The sequence below is a fragment of the Pseudomonas sivasensis genome (assembly GCF_052938085.1).
Genome location: NZ_CP176442.1, coordinates 3,537,385 through 3,553,801, shown reverse-complemented (window position 1 = coordinate 3,553,801; position 16,417 = coordinate 3,537,385). Strand labels below are relative to the sequence as shown.

The following is a 16,417-nucleotide window of genomic DNA, read 5'->3' as shown; positions in this document are numbered from 1 at the left end:
GGAGACCGTACGCATGGACAAAGTTGTCATCATCACCGGGGGCAGTCGCGGTATTGGCGCCGAAACGGCACTGCTGGCGGCGCGCGAAGGCTATCGCATCTGCATCAACTACCGCTCCGATGAAAAAGCCGCCCTGGGCGTACTGGAGCAGGTCCGTGGCCTGGGTGCCCAGGCGATTGCTGTGCGAGCTGATGTCAGCATCGAAGATGAAGTGATTGCGTTGTTTCATCGCGTCGACGCCGAGTTGGGCCGCGTGACCGCCCTGGTCAACAATGCCGGCACCGTGGCGCACAAGTCTCGGGTCGATGAGATGTCCGAATTCCGCATCCTTAACATCATGAGGACCAATGTGCTGGGGCCGATCCTGTGTGCCAAGCACGCGGTGTTGCGCATGTCGCCCAAACATGGCGGGCAGGGTGGCAGCATCGTCAACGTGTCCTCGGTGGCGGCGCGCCTGGGTTCGCCGGGTGAATACGTGGACTATGCAGCCTCCAAGGGCGCCCTCGACACCTTCACCATCGGCCTTTCCAAAGAAGTGGCAGGTGAGGGTATCCGCGTCAACGCAGTACGCCCCGGCTATATCTTTACCGACTTCCACGCCCTGAGCGGCGACCCGGATCGGGTCAGCAAGCTGGAGTCCGGCATTCCCATGGCCCGTGGAGGGCGGCCGGATGAAGTGGCGGAAGCGATTATCTGGTTGTTGTCGGATAAGGCGTCGTATGCCACCGGGACTTTTTTAGATTTGGGTGGCGGCCGTTGAGTCGGCAGCGTCTGTGCGGGCGCCATCGGGAGCAAGCCCCCTCCCACATTTTGATCGGGTTCACACAGTCCAAGTGTGGGAGGGGGCTTGCTCCCGATGGCGTCAGAAAGAGCAACCCCCCTCCCTCAAAACGACCGCACAATCCGCCCCAACGTCTCCATCGCCTTCTCCGAGGCCTCGGTCCACGGGCTGCCATAGTTCAGGCGAATACAGTTTCTGAAGCGCTGGGTCGCCGAAAAAATCGGCCCCGGTGCAATGCTGATGCCTTGCGCCAGCGCCATCTGGAACAACTTCAATGAGTCCGTTTGCTCCGGCAATTCCAGCCACAGGAAATACCCTCCGGCCGGCTGGCTGACGCGGGTTTGCGCCGGGAAATACCGAGCGATGGCGGCGAGCATGGCGCTTTGTTGTTCTTCCAGGGCATAACGCAATTTGCGCAGGTGGCGGTCATAGCCGCCATGTTGCAGGTAGTCGGCAATCGCCGCCTGGGCCGGCATTGACGGGCACAGCGAGGTCATCAGCTTGAGACGTTCGACCTTTTGCGCATAGCGCCCGGCGGCGACCCAGCCGACGCGGTAGCCGGGCGCCAGGCTCTTGGCAAAGGAACCGCAGTGCATCACCAGTCCTTCGGTGTCGAAGGCTTTGGCCGGCTTGGGCGCCTGTTGCCCGTAATACAGCTCGGCGTACACATCGTCCTCAATCAGCGGCACCTGGTGACTGCGCAACAGCTCAACCAGCGCCTGCTTCTTTTCTTCCGGCAACGTTGCGCCCATGGGGTTCTGGAAACTGGTCATGGTCCAGCAGGCCTTGATCGGATAACGCGCAAGGGCTTGCGCCAGGGCGCCGAGGTCGATGCCGTCGCGCGGGTGCACCGGAATTTCCACCGCCTTGAGCTTCAGGCGTTCCAGCACTTGCAGGCAGGCATAGAACGCCGGAGCCTCGATGGCCACCAGATCGCCGGGTTCCGTCACGGCTTGCAGGCACAGGTTCAGGGCTTCCAGGGCGCCATTGGTGATCAGCAGTTCTTCCATCGGCAGCATCAGGCCGCCGACCATGTAGCGCAGGGCAATTTGTCGACGCAACTGCGGATTGCCCGGCGACATGTCGGTGACCACCAGGCGCGGGTCCATTTCACGGCTGGCGCTGGCCAGGGATCGGGCCAGGCGCTGCAACGGGAACAGCATCGGGCTGGGGAACGCCGAGCCGAAGGGCACTGTATTGGGGTCTTTGATCGAGTCGAGCACGGAAAACACCAACTCGCTGACATCCACCTCGGTGGACTCGTGCACCTGCTCGCTCACCGCCGGCTCAGAGAACGGGCTCGGTGCATGGGTGTTGACGAAGTAGCCGGAACGCGGCCGCGCACGGATCAGGCCGCGGCGTTCCAGCAGGTAATAGGCCTGGAACACCGTGGACGGGCTGACGCCGTAGGTTTGGCTGGCGTAGCGCACCGACGGCACACGTTGGCCAGGCCCCAGGACGCCAGAGCGGATCAGTTCGGCAATGTCTTCGGCGAATTTTTCGTAGCGTTTCATAGGGGCCTTAACAATGTTTATACGAGCGCAGATCCAATCCGGGAGAGGGCAAGCCGCTCCCACATCGGATTCTCACTGATTTAGATAGATCTCAGCGGTTCAACGGCGCCACAAAGCGGCTGTCGGCAACGCTATAGATCCCCGGCTCATCTAGATCCATCACTTTGAAGCGCAACGTCTGGGAACTGCTCGCGGGTTTCTCCGCGAGCAATGCCACCGACACCGGCACATCTATGATTTCCCCCGGCGCCAGGCTGATCTCGGTCTTGCCTTGCAGTTGGAAGCCGTCGGCCTCCACGAGCTCCACCCGATAATCCTGGCGTTGCTGGGTCTTGTTGATGACCTTGAGGCTGTAGATGTTTTCGATCTGGCCCTGGGCGTTTTCGCGGAACATGCCACGGTCTTTGGTCACGTCCAGCGACACCATCGGCCGCTCCACCAGTGCTACTACCAGCGCGGCAATCATCACCAGCAGCACCGCACTGTAGCCGATCAGACGGGGCCGTAGCAGACGGGTTTTGCCGCCTTGCAGTTGATGCTCGCTGGTATAGCTCACCAGACCACGGGCATAACCCATTTTGTCCATGATCGAATCACAGGCGTCGATGCAGGCCGCGCAGCCGATGCATTCCATTTGCAGGCCATCGCGGATATCAATGCCGGTGGGGCAGACCTGCACGCACAGGTGGCAGTCAATGCAGTCACCCAGGCCGACATCGGCCGGCTTGACCTCGCGTTTGCGCGGGCCACGGTTCTCGCCACGGGCGCTGTCGTAGGAAATGGTCAGGGTGTCTTTATCGAACATCACGCTCTGGAACCGCGCATACGGACACATGTGCATGCACACCGCCTCACGCAGCCAACCGGCATTGATGTAGGTCGCGGCGGTGAAAAACAGTACCCAGAACAGGCTCACGCCCCCCATTTGCCAAGTCAGCAGGTCCTCGGCCAACGGGCGGATAGGCGTGAAGTATCCGACAAAGGTCAGCCCAGTCAGCACGCTGATGCCCAGCCACAGCGTGTGCTTGGCCGAGCGCCTTGCCAGTTTGTTGAGGCTCCAGGGCGCGGCTTGCAGCTTGATGCGTTGGTTACGTTCGCCCTCAGTGACCTTTTCGCACCACATAAACAACCACGTGAACGAGCTTTGCGGGCAGGTATAGCCGCACCACACGCGGCCGGCGAACACGGTGATCGCGAACAGGCCGAAGGCGCAGATAATCAGCAGCGCCGACAGCAGGATGAAATCCTGGGGCCAGAACGTCGCGCCAAAAATATGGAATTTGCTTTCCGCCAGATCCCACAGCACGGCTTGGCGCCCGCCCCAGTTCAGCCACACGGTGCCGAAAAACGCCAGGAACAGAAAGCCGGCACCGGCTACGCGCAAGGTGCGGAACAGTCCGGTGAAGCTGCGGGTATGGATCAGGGTGTCGCTGGATTTGGCCTTCACCTTCTTTGGGTGTATGGGCTCAAAGGTTTCCACGGTTGGGATTCGTTCGCTCATGGTCGTTCGCTCATCAGCCTCCATCAGGCGGATGAACTATGGGCCGGGGACTGTTTGCATAACAGACTCAGCTAGCGCGATAAAAAGCGGATCAGATGGTCCGTGTGGTGAGCTCTGCGACAATCTGCTGCACCCCGGCGCGCCTGGGGTGCAGGGGCATTTCAGCGGTAATGATACAGATCAATCAAATCAGCGAACCAGGCTCAGTGGCCTTCACATGGTTGCGTCCGTCTGTCGCGCCTTCGACGGTCAAGGCGTCTGCTTCAGCTTCGGTGATGTAGGTGCGCTCGCCCGCAAGTTCTACGTAGGACATGGACTTGTCATCGTCCGTCAATATCTTCACTCGGGTGGCGGGGACGCTCTGTTCCTGGCCATTGTCGTCGAGCGTGAAATAGCACAGGTGGTTTTCAATACGCAGGGTCATGTCGAACTCCTTTCTCATCGGCTATGAACCTTAGGGGATGGTGCCGTGGCGTGGTTCAAGGCAACTGACTGGCGGTAGGCGCTGTCCATGACTTAACCGCTTCTTTAAAGGACAGGATCCATGGACGCTTGGTGGCATGAAGTGTGGCAAACCCTGCAGGCCGAGTTCGCCGATATCGGCGATGCCAAACAACTGACCCAGATCACCGTGCGCCTGCTGATCGCCGCCGTACTCGGCGGCATCCTGGGTTTTGAGCGCGAGAGCAAGGGCAAGGCCGCCGGGGTACGGACCCACATGCTGGTGGCGTTGGGCGCCGCGCTGTTTGTGATGGTGCCGCAGATGTCAGGTAATCAGGCGGATGCTATGAGTCGCGTGGTGCAGGGCGTGATCGCGGGGATCGGCTTTCTCGGCGCAGGCACGATTATCAAAGGCAAGGATGATGAGGAGGGGCATGTCAAAGGCCTGACCACCGCCGCCGGCCTGTGGATGACCGCTGCGATTGGGGTCTCGGCCGGGTTGGGCCGGGAATCGACAGCGGTCCTGAGTACGTTGCTGGCCTTGGCGGTGTTCAGCGTGATGCCGAAAATCGTCAAGCGTTTCGAGAAGGACTGACGATCACAGGGGGCATGGTTGTCGGCGGCTCTTCCACCGGTGGCGGCTCATTTTCGGGCGGCTCTTTTTCTGGAATCGGCTCCGGTTCGGTGGGCGGCAGGGTCGGATTGTCGATATTAGGATCAGGGGTTTCAGCCGGGATCGGGATATTCATCGGTGTGGCCTCCTTTGTGCTTTGCTCTACCGGTGGACAACCGCCCGGGCGATTTGATTCCCCGCTCAATGGCGGAACATCCACCTGAACTTTTGACCAAGCCTCAGGCTCGGACCTATTACGGCCTTGCTCAGGGAGAGCGTCGCCGTCTCAGAATTCGGATCAAGCAAAGAGCGTCCACAGGGCGTAAGGGGAAGATGCTCGATGACTGCTGAAACTCAGGTTCCAGATGTTTCCTTATTGCCGCTGTCCCAGGCGCTGTTGCTGCCCAGGATTGCAATCGAAAGCACCATGCCTGTGATTGATGGCGGTGAATTCGCCGTTAAGGCCGCAGTGGGCCAGCGGGTTACCGTGACCAGCAAGGTGTTCGCCGATGGCCATGACAAACTCGCGGTATTAATCCGCTGGCGCCCGCTGCAGGACGAAAGCTGGCACAGCGTGGTGATGGCGGATGTGGGCAACAACGGTTGGGAGGGCGCATTTACCGTCACCGACCAGGGCCCTCACGAATACTGCATCGAAGCCTGGATCGATACCTTCGCCAGCTTTTGCTACGAGTTGCGCAAAAAACACGAGGCCGGTGTGCCGGTCAGCCTGGAGTTGCAGGAAGGCCGCAGCCTGGTGTTGCAGGCCGCGGAACGCAGTGACAACGAACTGCGCGATCGCTTGATGCTGCTGCACCACGAACTGTCCGGCCTGCTGGAAACCGAGCAGGTCGCAATGTTTCTGCACGAAGACAGTGCACATTTGATGACTCAGGCCGATCACCGCGCCTATTTGAGCATCAGTGCCGTATACCCGATTGATGTGGAGCGTGAAGCGGCGCAATTCGCCAGCTGGTACGAGCTGTTTCCGCGCTCGATCACTGATGATCCGGCCCGTCACGGCACCTTCAACGATGTGCACGCACGCCTGCCGATGATCCATGACATGGGCTTCGACGTGCTGTACTTCCCGCCGATCCACCCCATCGGCCGCAGCCACCGCAAGGGCAGGAACAATTCCCTCACCGCCGGCCCTGACGATCCGGGCAGCCCGTACGCCATTGGCAGTGAGGAGGGCGGCCACGAAGCCATCCACCCGCAACTGGGCAGTCGCGATGATTTCCGCCGCCTGGTCCAGGCTGCCGCTGATCATGGCCTGGAAATCGCCTTGGACTTTGCCATCCAGTGCTCCCAGGATCACCCGTGGCTCAAGCAGCATCCGGGTTGGTTCAACTGGCGTCCGGACGGGACGATCAAATACGCCGAAAACCCGCCGAAAAAGTACCAGGACATCGTTAACGTCGACTTCTATGCGGCGGACGCGATTCCCAGTCTCTGGACGGAGTTGCGCGACATCGTAGTGGGCTGGGTGGAAGAGGGCGTGAAGACCTTTCGCGTCGACAACCCCCACACCAAACCGCTGCCGTTCTGGCAATGGCTGATCAGCGATGTTCGTTCAAAGTACCCCGAGGTGATCTTCCTGGCTGAAGCCTTCACCACGCCTGCGATGATGGCGCGGCTGGGCAAGGTCGGTTATTCCCAGAGCTACACCTACTTCACCTGGCGCAATACCAAGGCTGAACTGAGCGAGTACTTCACTCAGTTGAACCAGTCGCCGTGGCGCGAGTGCTACCGGCCGAACTTCTTCGTCAATACGCCGGACATTAACCCAGCCTTCCTGCACGAGTCCGGCCGCCCAGGCTTTTTGATCCGGGCCGCGCTGGCGACCATGGGCTCGGGCCTGTGGGGCATGTATTCCGGTTTTGAACTGTGTGAATCAGCGCCGGTGCCGGGCAAAGAGGAATACCTGGACTCGGAGAAATATGAAATCCGCCCACGGGACTTCACCGCGCCCGGCAACATCATTGCCGAGATTGCCCAGCTCAACCGTATCCGCCGGCAAAATCCGGCGTTGCAGACGCATTTGGGGTTGAAGCTCTACACCGCCTGGAATGACAACATCCTGTACTTCGGCAAGCGCAGTGAGGATGGCAGTAACTTCATTCTGGTGGCGATCAACCTCGATCCATTCAACGCCCAGGAAGCGCACTTTGAGTTGCCGCTGTGGGAACTGGGGCTGCCGGATGATGCGCAGACCCAAGGCGAAGACCTGATGAACGGCCATCGCTGGACCTGGTATGGCAAGACCCAATGGACACGCCTTGATCCGCAGATGCCGTTTGGAATCTGGCGCATCACGGTTGCCTAAGTCTTGCGCAGATCCATTGTGGGAGGGGGCTTGCCCACTCCCACAACGATCGCATCGCGTCCGCAGAATTTAAGTCATTCAGGAGTTTCCAATGGCGAAGAAACCTAACCCTGCCACCTTTATCAAAGACCCGCTCTGGTACAAGGACGCGGTGATCTACCAGGTTCACGTCAAATCCTTTTTTGACTCCAACAACGACGGCATCGGTGACTTCCCCGGGTTGATCGCCAAGCTCGATTACATCGCCGACCTCGGCGTGAATACCATTTGGTTATTGCCGTTTTATCCCTCGCCTCGCCGCGATGACGGCTACGACATCGCCGAATACCGTGGCGTACACAGCGACTACGGCACCCTGGCCGACGCCAAGCGCTTTATCGCCGAGGCCCATAAGCGTGGATTGCGGGTGATCACTGAGCTGGTGATCAACCACACCTCCGACCAGCACCCGTGGTTCCAGCGCGCCCGCAAGGCCAAGCCAGGTTCGGCGGCGCGGGACTTCTATGTGTGGTCCGATGACGACCAGAAGTACGATGGCACGCGCATCATTTTCCTCGACACCGAGAAGTCCAACTGGACTTGGGACCCGGTCGCCGGCCAGTACTTCTGGCACCGTTTTTATTCTCACCAGCCCGACCTCAATTTCGACAACCCGCAAGTGATGAAGGCCGTGCTGTCGGTGATGCGTTACTGGCTGGACATGGGCATTGATGGCCTGCGCCTGGACGCCATCCCGTACTTGATCGAGCGCGACGGCACCAACAACGAGAACCTTCCCGAAACCCACGATGTGCTCAAGCAGATCCGCGCCGAAATCGACGCCAACTACCCGGACCGCATGTTGCTCGCCGAAGCCAATCAATGGCCGGAAGACACTCAGCTGTATTTCGGTGACAAAAAGGGCGACGACGGCGATGAATGCCACATGGCGTTCCACTTCCCGCTGATGCCGCGCATGTACATGGCCCTGGCCCAGGAAGATCGCTTCCCCATCACCGATATTTTGCGCCAGACCCCGGAGATTCCTGCCAACTGCCAATGGGCAATCTTCCTGCGCAACCACGATGAGTTGACCCTTGAAATGGTCACCGACAAAGAGCGCGATTACCTGTGGAATTACTACGCCGCAGATCGGCGCGCGCGCATCAACCTGGGGATTCGTCGCCGACTGGCACCGTTGCTGGAGCGGGATCGCCGTCGCGTGGAATTGCTTAACAGCCTGCTGCTGTCGATGCCCGGTACGCCGACGTTGTATTACGGCGATGAAATCGGCATGGGCGATAACATCTACCTCGGCGACCGCGACGGTGTGCGCACGCCGATGCAGTGGTCCATCGACCGTAACGGCGGCTTCTCCCGCGCCGATCCGGCCAGCCTGGTGCTGCCGCCGATCATGGACCCGCTGTACGGCTACCAGTCGGTCAATGTCGAAACCCAGACTCAAGACCCGCACTCACTGCTCAACTGGAATCGGCGCATGTTGGCGGTGCGCAAGCAATCCAAGGCGTTTGGGCGGGGCAGTTTGAAAATGCTCTCGCCGAGCAATCGCCGCATCCTGGCCTATACCCGTGAATACACCGGGGAAGACGGCCGTACGGAAATTATCCTGTGTGTGGCCAACGTGTCCCGCAGCGCCCAGGCGGCGGAATTGGACCTCTCTGCCTTCGCGGGAATGGTGCCGGTGGAGATGCTTGGCGGAAACGCTTTCCCGCCGATTGGCCAGTTGAATTTCCTGCTGACGCTGGCGCCCTACGGCTTCTATTGGTTTGTACTGGCGGCGGAAAACCAGATGCCCAGTTGGCATGTGGAACCGGCGCAGAGCATCCCTGACTTCACCACTCTGGTACTGAAAAAACGCATGGAAGAATTGCTCGAAGAACCTTGTCGCACCACCCTGGAGCAGACCTCGTTGCCGGCCTGGCTGCCCAAGCGGCGCTGGTTCGCCGGTAAGGACACCGCCATCGACAGCGTGAACATCGCTTACGGCGTGCGGTTTGGCGACCCGGAGCATCCGGTGTTGCTCAGTGAAATTGATGTCACCAGCGGCGGCCAAGTCAGTCGCTATCAACTGCCCTTTGGCTTCCTGGGTGAAGATCAGTTCACCAGTGCCTTGCCGCAACAATTGGCCCTGGCTCGTGTGCGGCGTACGCGGCAGGTGGGGCTGGTCACCGATGCCTTCAGCCTGGAGCACTTCATCCGCGCGGTGATCCAGGGTCTGCAGGCGGGTACGGTGCTCACTTCCAGCGAAGGCGATTTACGCTTTGAAGCCACGCCGCACCTGGCCCCGCTGCAACTGACGGACGACGCCCAAGTACGCTACTTGTCCGCCGAGCAGTCCAACAGTTCGGTGGTGGTAGGCGAGAGCCTGGTGCTCAAGTTGATCCGCAAAGTCAGCGCCGGCGTACACCCGGAGCTGGAAATGAGCGCCTACCTCACCGCCGCCGATTACCCGAATATCTCGCCGCTGCTGGGCTCGATGATTCGTCGCGACGCCGACGGCCAGGACAACCTGCTGATGATTGCCCAGGGTTACTTGAGCAATCAGGGCGACGCTTGGAGCTGGACTCAGAACAACCTGGAACGCGCGATTCGCGATGAACTGGCGCAGGCCATCTCCGAGCAGGAACAGCACTACAACGCCTTGGGTGAACTGGCGGACTTTGCCGGGTTGCTCGGCCAGCGCTTGGGGGAAATGCACCTGGTGCTAGGCGCGAAGACTGACAACAAGGACTTCAAACCCGAGGTCACTACGGCCAAGGACACTCAGGCCTGGGCCAAGGACGTGGGCGCACAGCTTGACCGCGCGCTGCAATTGCTCAAGTTGCATCAACACACATTGAACCCGGCGGATCAGGCACTGGTCAGTGACTTGCTGGCGCAGAAAAAAGCCATCGGCGCCCATGTCCAGGCGTTGGCGAAAGCCACGTTGGGCGGGCTGCGTATTCGGGTTCACGGTGATTTGCACCTGGGCCAGGTACTGGTGGTGAAGGGCGATGCTTATCTGATCGACTTTGAAGGCGAGCCAGCCAGGCCATTGCATGAGCGGCGTGGCAAGCACAGCCCGTATAAAGATGTGAGCGGCGTACTGCGCTCGTTTGATTACGCGGCGGCCATGGCCTTGAATGTGCAAGGTGTGGATCATTCGCCGCAAGCCGATCTGGCCCGCAGGCGCGTGACCGATCGCTATCTGAATGAAGCACGCGAGGCATTTATCCAGGCTTATCAGGCAGCTACGTCTACACTGGCGCATGACTGGCAGGATGCCAAAGGCCAGGACGCCGCGCTGACCTTGTTCAGCCTGGAGAAGGCCGCGTACGAAGTGGCTTACGAAGCGGAGAATCGCCCGACCTGGCTACCGGTGCCCCTGCAAGGGCTGCACGGGTTGCTCAGCGGGCTAGCACCTCTATCTAAAACTGCACGCGGTGGGGAGACGTCATGAATTACACGCATAAAGAACCGCTGCAGCCCAAGTTGACTGCCATGCCGGCGTCCAAGGACGTCGAAGCGCTGGTGCGCGCCGAGCACCATGACCCGTTCTCGATCCTCGGGCCACATGATGACGAGCAGGGTGGGCAATTTATCCGCGCATTCCTGCCGGAAGCTCTGAGCGTCCAGGTGTTGGCGCAGGACAGTGGCGAGCCGATCGGCAGCCTGGACGCGACCCAGGTGCCGGGCTTGTTTGTCGGGCACTTCACCACGCGCCAGGCCTACCTGCTGAAGATCCAGTGGGCCGGCGGTGAGCAAATTACCGAAGACCCCTACAGTTTCAGCCAGTTGTTGCTGGGCGAAATGGACCTGTACCTGTTTGCCGAAGGCAACCATCGCGACCTCAGCAGCTGCCTGGGTGCACAGGTGACCAGCGTCGATGGCGTGCAGGGTGTGCGCTTTGCCGTGTGGGCGCCGAATGCGCGGCGGGTGTCGGTGGTGGGCGATTTCAATATCTGGGACGGTCGCCGCCATCCGATGCGCCTGCGCCATCCTTCGGGCGTATGGGAGCTGTTTATCCCGCGTCTGCAACCGGGTGCGGCCTACAAGTACGAGATCCTGGGTGCCAATGGGATTTTGCCGCTCAAGGCTGACCCCATGGCATTGGCCACTCAACTGCCGCCGGACACTGCGTCGAAAGTCGCTCCGCCGTTGCAGGTGGATTGGCAGGACCATGAGTGGATGCAGTCGCGCAGCGAAAAGCAGAAATCCACTGCACCGCTGTCGATCTATGAGTTGCACGTGGGTTCCTGGCAATGCGAGCTGGACGATGCCGGCGAAGTCGCCCGCCAATACGGCTGGCGTGAACTGACGGAACGGCTGATCCCGTACGTGCAGCAACTGGGTTTCACCCATATCGAACTGATGCCGATCATGGAGCACCCGTTTGGTGGCTCTTGGGGCTATCAAGCGTTGTCGCAGTTCGCCCCGAGTGCGCGCTTTGGCTCGCCGGAAGATTTCGCTTATTTCGTCAATGCGCTGCACCAGGCCGATATCGGCGTGATCCTTGACTGGGTTCCGGCGCATTTCCCCACCGATACCCACGGGCTGGCACAGTTTGACGGCACGGCGCTGTACGAATACGCCAACCCGCTGGAAGGTTTCCACCAGGATTGGGACACGCTGATCTACAACCTGGGCCGCACCGAAGTTCACGGCTTTATGCTGGCGTCGGCCCTGCATTGGCTTAAACACTTCCATATCGACGGGCTGCGTGTGGATGCGGTGGCGTCGATGCTGTACCGCGATTACTCGCGCAAGGCTGGTGAATGGGTGCCCAACCGCCACGGCGGTCGGGAGAACCTGGAAGCCATCGACTTCCTGCGTCACCTGAACGACGTAGTGGCCTTGGAAGCTCCCGGCGCGTTGGTGATCGCCGAGGAATCCACCGCCTGGCCCGGTGTGAGCCAGCCGACCCAACAGGGCGGCCTGGGCTTCAACTACAAGTGGAACATGGGTTGGATGCACGATTCGCTGCATTACATCCAGCAAGACCCGGTGTATCGCGCCCATCACCACAACGAGCTGAGCTTTGGCCTGGTGTATGCCTGGTCCGAGCGTTTTATCCTGCCGATTTCCCACGATGAGGTGGTGCACGGCAAGCACTCGTTGATCGACAAGATGCCCGGCGACCGCTGGCAGAAATTTGCCAACCTGCGTGCCTACCTGGCGTTCATGTGGATGCATCCCGGCAAGAAGCTGTTGTTCATGGGCTGCGAATTCGGCCAGTGGCGCGAGTGGAACCACGACCAGCAACTGGACTGGTACTTGTTGCAGTACGCCGAGCACAAAGGCGTGCAGAAGCTGGTCGGCGACTTGAACCGTCTGTACCGCGAAGAGCCGGCCCTGCACGAGCAGGACGATGCGCCGCAAGGTTTCCAATGGCTGATCGGCGATGACGCGATCAACAGTGTCTACGCGTGGCTGCGCTGGAGCAAAGACGGCAAGCCCGTGCTGGTGGTGGCTAACTTCACACCGGTGCCGCGCGAGTCCTATTCCGTTGGTGTGCCGTTTGCCGGGCGCTGGAGTGAGGTGATCAACAGTGATGCGGACATGTATGCCGGTTCCAACTTCGGTAATGGCGGCGAAGTCTTTACCCAGGATGAACCGCGCCATGGGCAACCGGTGTCGCTGTCGCTGAATTTGCCGCCGCTGGGGGTGTTGATTCTGCGACCTGAAGGGGGTTAACCGCTCTGCCGCGCGGGATTCAGTTGTCCGCGGTGCTGGCAGGGTGCCACAATGGCGCCTTTGTCATGGCAGTCGAATCAGGCGAATTTCATGAATGGCCTTGGGCGTGAGCAGGACCAGGATTGCGTTATAGAGGAGCAGGTGCGGACTGACCGTCTGCACCAGCTGTTCCGGCAGTCATTTGCCGCCATTTTGGGCAGTTACCTGGCGGCTACCATGCTCTGCTGGCTGTGTTGGGATCGCTTCGACCACGACGTTATGCTGGTCTGGATGCTGTTGCTCACAGCGTCGTCGCTGCTGCGAGTGAAGATGTTCATGGACTGGTTTCGCTGCCCCAACAGCGAGCGCACGCCGGCTCGCTGGGAGCGCCGCTACTGGGTCACTCTCGTGCTCTCTGCCGGTATCTGGGGCGCCGGTGCGTTAGCGGTGATGCCAGCGGATGATCGGCTGTCCCAGGTGCTGGTGATGTTGTTCACCGTGGGCATGTCGGTCAGCGCGGTGTCGTGTTACTCGGCCTATCGCTACATGACGCTGGCGTCTATCGGCCTGGTATTGCTGCCGTGCACCTTCTGGCTGCTGTTCCAGCCGGCTCCCATGCAGGTGGGTGTTGCCATCGCGGTGCTGGTGTTCACGACCTTTGTCGCCAGCGCCACGCGCAAATTGTCCGATGCGCTGGAAAAGGCGTTTCGCCTGACTCGGCAAATGGAAAGAGCCCACAACATTTCAACCCGTGCCGCACAGACCGATGAGCTGACCGGGCTGATGAACCGTCGTGCATTCTTCGAACATGCCCATTCGCTGTACGCACAATGCCGACACAACCAACAGCCGCTGTGCGCGCTGATGCTGGACATGGACCACTTCAAGCACATCAACGACACCTACGGACACCAGGCCGGCGACCAAGTGTTGCGCCAGATTGGAGGGGTGATCAGTGCGTCGTTTCGCAAGTCTGATGTGTATGGTCGTCTGGGTGGTGAGGAGTTTGCGGTATTGCTGCCCAATACCTCGCTGGAAACCGCACGGGGTATCGCCGAGCAATTGATCAAGGCTATTTCCGGATTGCCGGCCGAACCGGTCACGGGGCTTTCAGCCAGCTTGGGTGTTGCCTCGGCCCATGCGCTGGATGGGGACTTGCATGGCCTGATGAACACCGCCGACAAGGCGCTGTACCGGGCCAAGGCGCTGGGCCGCAACCAAGTGGCCGTGGCGGAGTAGGGCGACGCTCAGTCCTTGAGTGTTGCCTTGATCAATACCTGCGAAAGTTGTTCGGCCGAGTAAGGCTTGGGCAGAAACTCGAAGCCTTCATAGCCGCTTTCTGCCAGCTCCTCGCTGTAACCCGAGGTCAACACCACCGGCAGGTCGGCACGACGCTGGCGTAGCAGCTTGGCCATGGCGACGCCGGTGATACCGGGCATCACGACGTCGGAGAAGATGACGTCAAAGGCCATTCCATCCTGGCCGGCCAAGCTCAGGGCTTGTTCGGCATCGGTCGCCCAGGCGGTCTGATAGCCCAAGTCTTCAAGGATTTGTCGGGCAAACCGGCCGACCTCCAGGTTGTCTTCCACGATCAGCACCCGACACTGGGTTGTGTCGTGGGGCATGGCGAGCGTTCCCTGAGGGCTTTGGGGCGGCACATCCTGTGCTTCGACCTGGGGCAAATACAGGGTAAATACGCTGCCTTGGCCGGGCGTGCTGGACACATCGATATTGCCCCCCGACTGCTTGGCGAACCCGAAGACCTGCGACAGACCCAGGCCGGTGCCTTTGCCGACGGCCTTGGTGGTAAAGAACGGCTCGAAAATCCGCTCCACGGTGTCGGCGGCAATACCCGGCCCGGTATCAGCCATGGAGATGGCGATATAGGGTTGGCGTGACCCCGCATCGCCACGGATACGTGGCAGCGGCTTGCGCCCGACCACCCGTAGGCTCAGCGTACCCTGGCCGCCCATGGCGTCCCGGGCATTGAGGGCGATGTTGATCAGCGCGGTTTCAAACTGGCTCGCGTCGATGCGGGCGAAACAGGCCTGTGACGGCATCTCGACCTGCACCTGAATGCGTGCGCCGGTGACGCTTTCCAGCATCTCGCCAATGTTCTGTACCCGCTGGCCTACGTCGAAGACCTCCGGGTTGAGCGGTTGTCGACGGGCAAAGGCGAGCAACTGGCTGGTCAGCTTGCTGGCCCGCTCCACGGTATCCGAAACGGCGCTCATGTAGCGCTGGCGGCGCTCTTCCGACAGGCCTGGCTGCCGCAAAAAATCCACCGAGGAGCGAATGATCGTGAGCAGGTTGTTGAAGTCATGGGCGACCCCGCCGGTCAACTGCCCGATGGCTTCGAGTTTCTGGGATTGGTGCAACGCGGCTTCGGCTTGGGCCAGCGCCTGCGTGCGTTCCTCCACCCGCTGTTCCAGGTAGGTGTTCAGCTCGGCATACGCTGCCAGACCTTCACGGACCTCGGCATCGGCGCGCACGCGTTCGATATGGGCCCAGGAGCGCTCGGTGACTTCCCTCAACAAGGCCAGGTCGTAGGGTGACCATGGGCGTGGGGATTTGTCGTGGACGGCCATCAATGCAGTCAGGCGTCCGTTCTTGATCAGAGGCATGCAGATAGTCGCAGTCACCCCCAGGGACTGGAAGGCCGCAGACTCTTCGGGTGGCAGCTCGCGCAGGTTGTCGCAGATCACCAGAGGCTCGCCAGCCCGCAGGCAGTTGACGGCCGCCTCGCCGAACGCCGCCAGGCTGTAGCGACCGACAATGCTCGGCGAGCCGGGCGCGGTCCAGTTGTCGCGAATGGTAAAGCCGTCTTCATCGGCGTCCATGTCGGCGTAGGCGCAATTGCTCACTTGCAGGTGTTCGGCGAGCAACTGGGTAGTGCGGGTCATGATGGCTTCGGCATCGGCCGCATTGACCACGGCGTTGCCAATGGCATCCAGCACTTCCAGGCGTCTGGCGAGAAACACCGTGGCAGTGGTTTCGGTCACGGTGTCGAGCAAGCCGACCACGTGGCCTTGGGGATCACGGATCGGGCTATAGCAGAAAGTGAAGTAGGCTTGTTCCCGCGCCTGGCCGCGTTCAACCACGAGGGGAAAGTTTTCGATATAGGTGGCATGCCCCTGGAACGCCGCGTCGGCGATATGGCTGACGTCAGCCCACACCTCGCGCCATATGTCACTGAACGGTCTTCCCAAGGCATAGGGCTTATTGCCCAGTATCGGAATAAAGGCGTCGTTGTAGATCGTGATCAACTGGGGCCCCCAGACAATGGCCTGGGGAAAGCTCGACGCGAAACACAGCGCGACGGTGGTCTTCAGAACGTCCGGCCATTGCTCCAGCGGACCGAGAGGCGTGTTGGCCCAATCATGCTGAATTACCCGTTCAGCCATGTCGCTGCTGCTTTGCAGCCAATTCATCATTGGGGGAACACCTTGTTATCGAGAGTCTTCAGCGCGCCTTTCAGTGGGTGGCGCAAAGCTACAGACCCGGTTGAACGCTGCCAGTTCAGCGCAATTATCCGATAGATGGCGTTTTGATGCTTTACTCATTTGAGTCGTTTGGATCCGCCGAG

At 60.4% G+C, this 16,417-nt stretch carries 11 protein-coding genes; 6 read left to right on the top strand and 5 right to left on the bottom strand.

Features of this window, described 5'->3' with window-relative positions:
* The first annotated feature begins 13 nt into the window (after positions 1 to 13).
* Complete coding sequence (locus ACKZ62_RS16550; RefSeq protein ID WP_032886857.1) at positions 14 to 760, top strand: SDR family oxidoreductase; 747 nt, start codon at positions 14 to 16, stop codon at positions 758 to 760.
* A 125-nt stretch (positions 761 to 885) separates the two neighbouring features.
* Here the strand turns inward: ACKZ62_RS16550 and mapR are convergent, their stop codons facing one another.
* The 3 genes from mapR to ACKZ62_RS16535 all read right to left on the bottom strand — a co-directional run bounded on the left by mapR (position 886) and on the right by ACKZ62_RS16535 (position 4,220).
* Entirely contained in the window at positions 886 to 2,295 is a 1,410-nt protein-coding gene (gene mapR, locus ACKZ62_RS16545) for a GntR family transcriptional regulator MpaR (RefSeq protein WP_032886855.1), read from the bottom strand.
* Positions 2,296 to 2,386: 91 nt separating this feature from the next.
* Positions 2,387 to 3,796 carry a cytochrome c oxidase accessory protein CcoG gene (gene ccoG, locus ACKZ62_RS16540; RefSeq protein WP_447095537.1) on the bottom strand — a complete coding sequence of 470 codons (1,410 nt, stop codon included), beginning with the start codon at positions 3,794 to 3,796 and terminating at the stop codon, positions 2,387 to 2,389.
* Positions 3,797 to 3,980: 184 nt separating this feature from the next.
* Positions 3,981 to 4,220: a DUF3203 family protein gene (locus ACKZ62_RS16535; protein WP_032886853.1), complete on the bottom strand. Its 240-nt coding sequence runs from the start codon at positions 4,218 to 4,220 to the stop codon at positions 3,981 to 3,983.
* A 120-nt stretch (positions 4,221 to 4,340) separates the two neighbouring features.
* On the opposite strand from ACKZ62_RS16535, the gene ACKZ62_RS16530 reads away from it, so the two are divergent.
* Positions 4,341 to 4,832, top strand: a complete 492-nt coding sequence (locus ACKZ62_RS16530; protein ID WP_032886852.1) for an MgtC/SapB family protein — start codon at positions 4,341 to 4,343, stop codon at positions 4,830 to 4,832.
* Here the strand turns inward: ACKZ62_RS16530 and ACKZ62_RS16525 are convergent.
* Positions 4,810 to 4,986 (bottom strand): hypothetical protein, encoded by a 177-nt coding sequence (locus ACKZ62_RS16525; protein WP_163033259.1) that lies wholly within the window; start codon positions 4,984 to 4,986, stop codon positions 4,810 to 4,812. The genes ACKZ62_RS16530 and ACKZ62_RS16525 overlap by 23 nt on opposite strands.
* Before the next feature lie 204 nt (positions 4,987 to 5,190).
* On the opposite strand from ACKZ62_RS16525, the gene ACKZ62_RS16520 reads away from it, so the two are divergent.
* From ACKZ62_RS16520 to ACKZ62_RS16505, 4 genes are all read left to right on the top strand, one after another.
* A complete protein-coding gene (locus ACKZ62_RS16520; RefSeq protein ID WP_447095536.1) occupies positions 5,191 to 7,179 on the top strand; it encodes an alpha-1,4-glucan--maltose-1-phosphate maltosyltransferase in 1,989 nt (662 codons plus the stop codon).
* 91 nt (positions 7,180 to 7,270) lie between these two features.
* The gene (gene treS / locus ACKZ62_RS16515; RefSeq protein WP_179179132.1) at positions 7,271 to 10,618 is read left to right on the top strand and encodes a maltose alpha-D-glucosyltransferase; all 3,348 of its coding nucleotides are present in this window, start codon (positions 7,271 to 7,273) and stop codon (positions 10,616 to 10,618) included.
* On the top strand, positions 10,615 to 12,852 hold the full coding sequence (gene glgB, locus ACKZ62_RS16510; protein WP_447095535.1) for a 1,4-alpha-glucan branching protein GlgB: 2,238 nt from the start codon (positions 10,615 to 10,617) through the stop codon (positions 12,850 to 12,852). The genes treS and glgB overlap by 4 nt, the downstream gene beginning before the upstream one ends.
* 51 nt (positions 12,853 to 12,903) lie before the next feature.
* Positions 12,904 to 14,070, top strand: a complete 1,167-nt coding sequence (locus ACKZ62_RS16505) for a GGDEF domain-containing protein (protein WP_032886848.1) — start codon at positions 12,904 to 12,906, stop codon at positions 14,068 to 14,070.
* Between the two features lie 8 nt (positions 14,071 to 14,078).
* Here the strand turns inward: ACKZ62_RS16505 and ACKZ62_RS16500 are convergent, their stop codons facing one another.
* Complete coding sequence (locus tag ACKZ62_RS16500) at positions 14,079 to 16,265, bottom strand: GAF domain-containing protein (RefSeq protein ID WP_095185858.1); 2,187 nt, start codon at positions 16,263 to 16,265, stop codon at positions 14,079 to 14,081.
* Positions 16,266 to 16,417: the final 152 nt, after the last annotated feature.

What these genes read in the sequence shown, in the direction of transcription:
- ACKZ62_RS16520 (WP_447095536.1), top strand. Translation starts at nt 5,191, where the DNA reads ATGACTGCTGAAACTCAGGTTCCAGATGTTTCCTTATTGCCGCTGTCC.
- ACKZ62_RS16505 (WP_032886848.1), top strand. Translation starts at nt 12,904, where the DNA reads ATGGCGCCTTTGTCATGGCAGTCGAATCAGGCGAATTTCATGAATGGC.
- ACKZ62_RS16530 (WP_032886852.1), top strand. Translation starts at nt 4,341, where the DNA reads ATGGACGCTTGGTGGCATGAAGTGTGGCAAACCCTGCAGGCCGAGTTC.
- ACKZ62_RS16525 (WP_163033259.1), bottom strand. Translation starts at nt 4,986, where the DNA reads ATGAATATCCCGATCCCGGCTGAAACCCCTGATCCTAATATCGACAAT.
- ACKZ62_RS16550 (WP_032886857.1), top strand. Translation starts at nt 14, where the DNA reads ATGGACAAAGTTGTCATCATCACCGGGGGCAGTCGCGGTATTGGCGCC.
- mapR (WP_032886855.1), bottom strand. Translation starts at nt 2,295, where the DNA reads ATGAAACGCTACGAAAAATTCGCCGAAGACATTGCCGAACTGATCCGC.
- treS (WP_179179132.1), top strand. Translation starts at nt 7,271, where the DNA reads ATGGCGAAGAAACCTAACCCTGCCACCTTTATCAAAGACCCGCTCTGG.
- glgB (WP_447095535.1), top strand. Translation starts at nt 10,615, where the DNA reads ATGAATTACACGCATAAAGAACCGCTGCAGCCCAAGTTGACTGCCATG.
- ACKZ62_RS16500 (WP_095185858.1), bottom strand. Translation starts at nt 16,265, where the DNA reads ATGATGAATTGGCTGCAAAGCAGCAGCGACATGGCTGAACGGGTAATT.
- ACKZ62_RS16535 (WP_032886853.1), bottom strand. Translation starts at nt 4,220, where the DNA reads ATGACCCTGCGTATTGAAAACCACCTGTGCTATTTCACGCTCGACGAC.
- ccoG (WP_447095537.1), bottom strand. Translation starts at nt 3,796, where the DNA reads ATGAGCGAACGAATCCCAACCGTGGAAACCTTTGAGCCCATACACCCA.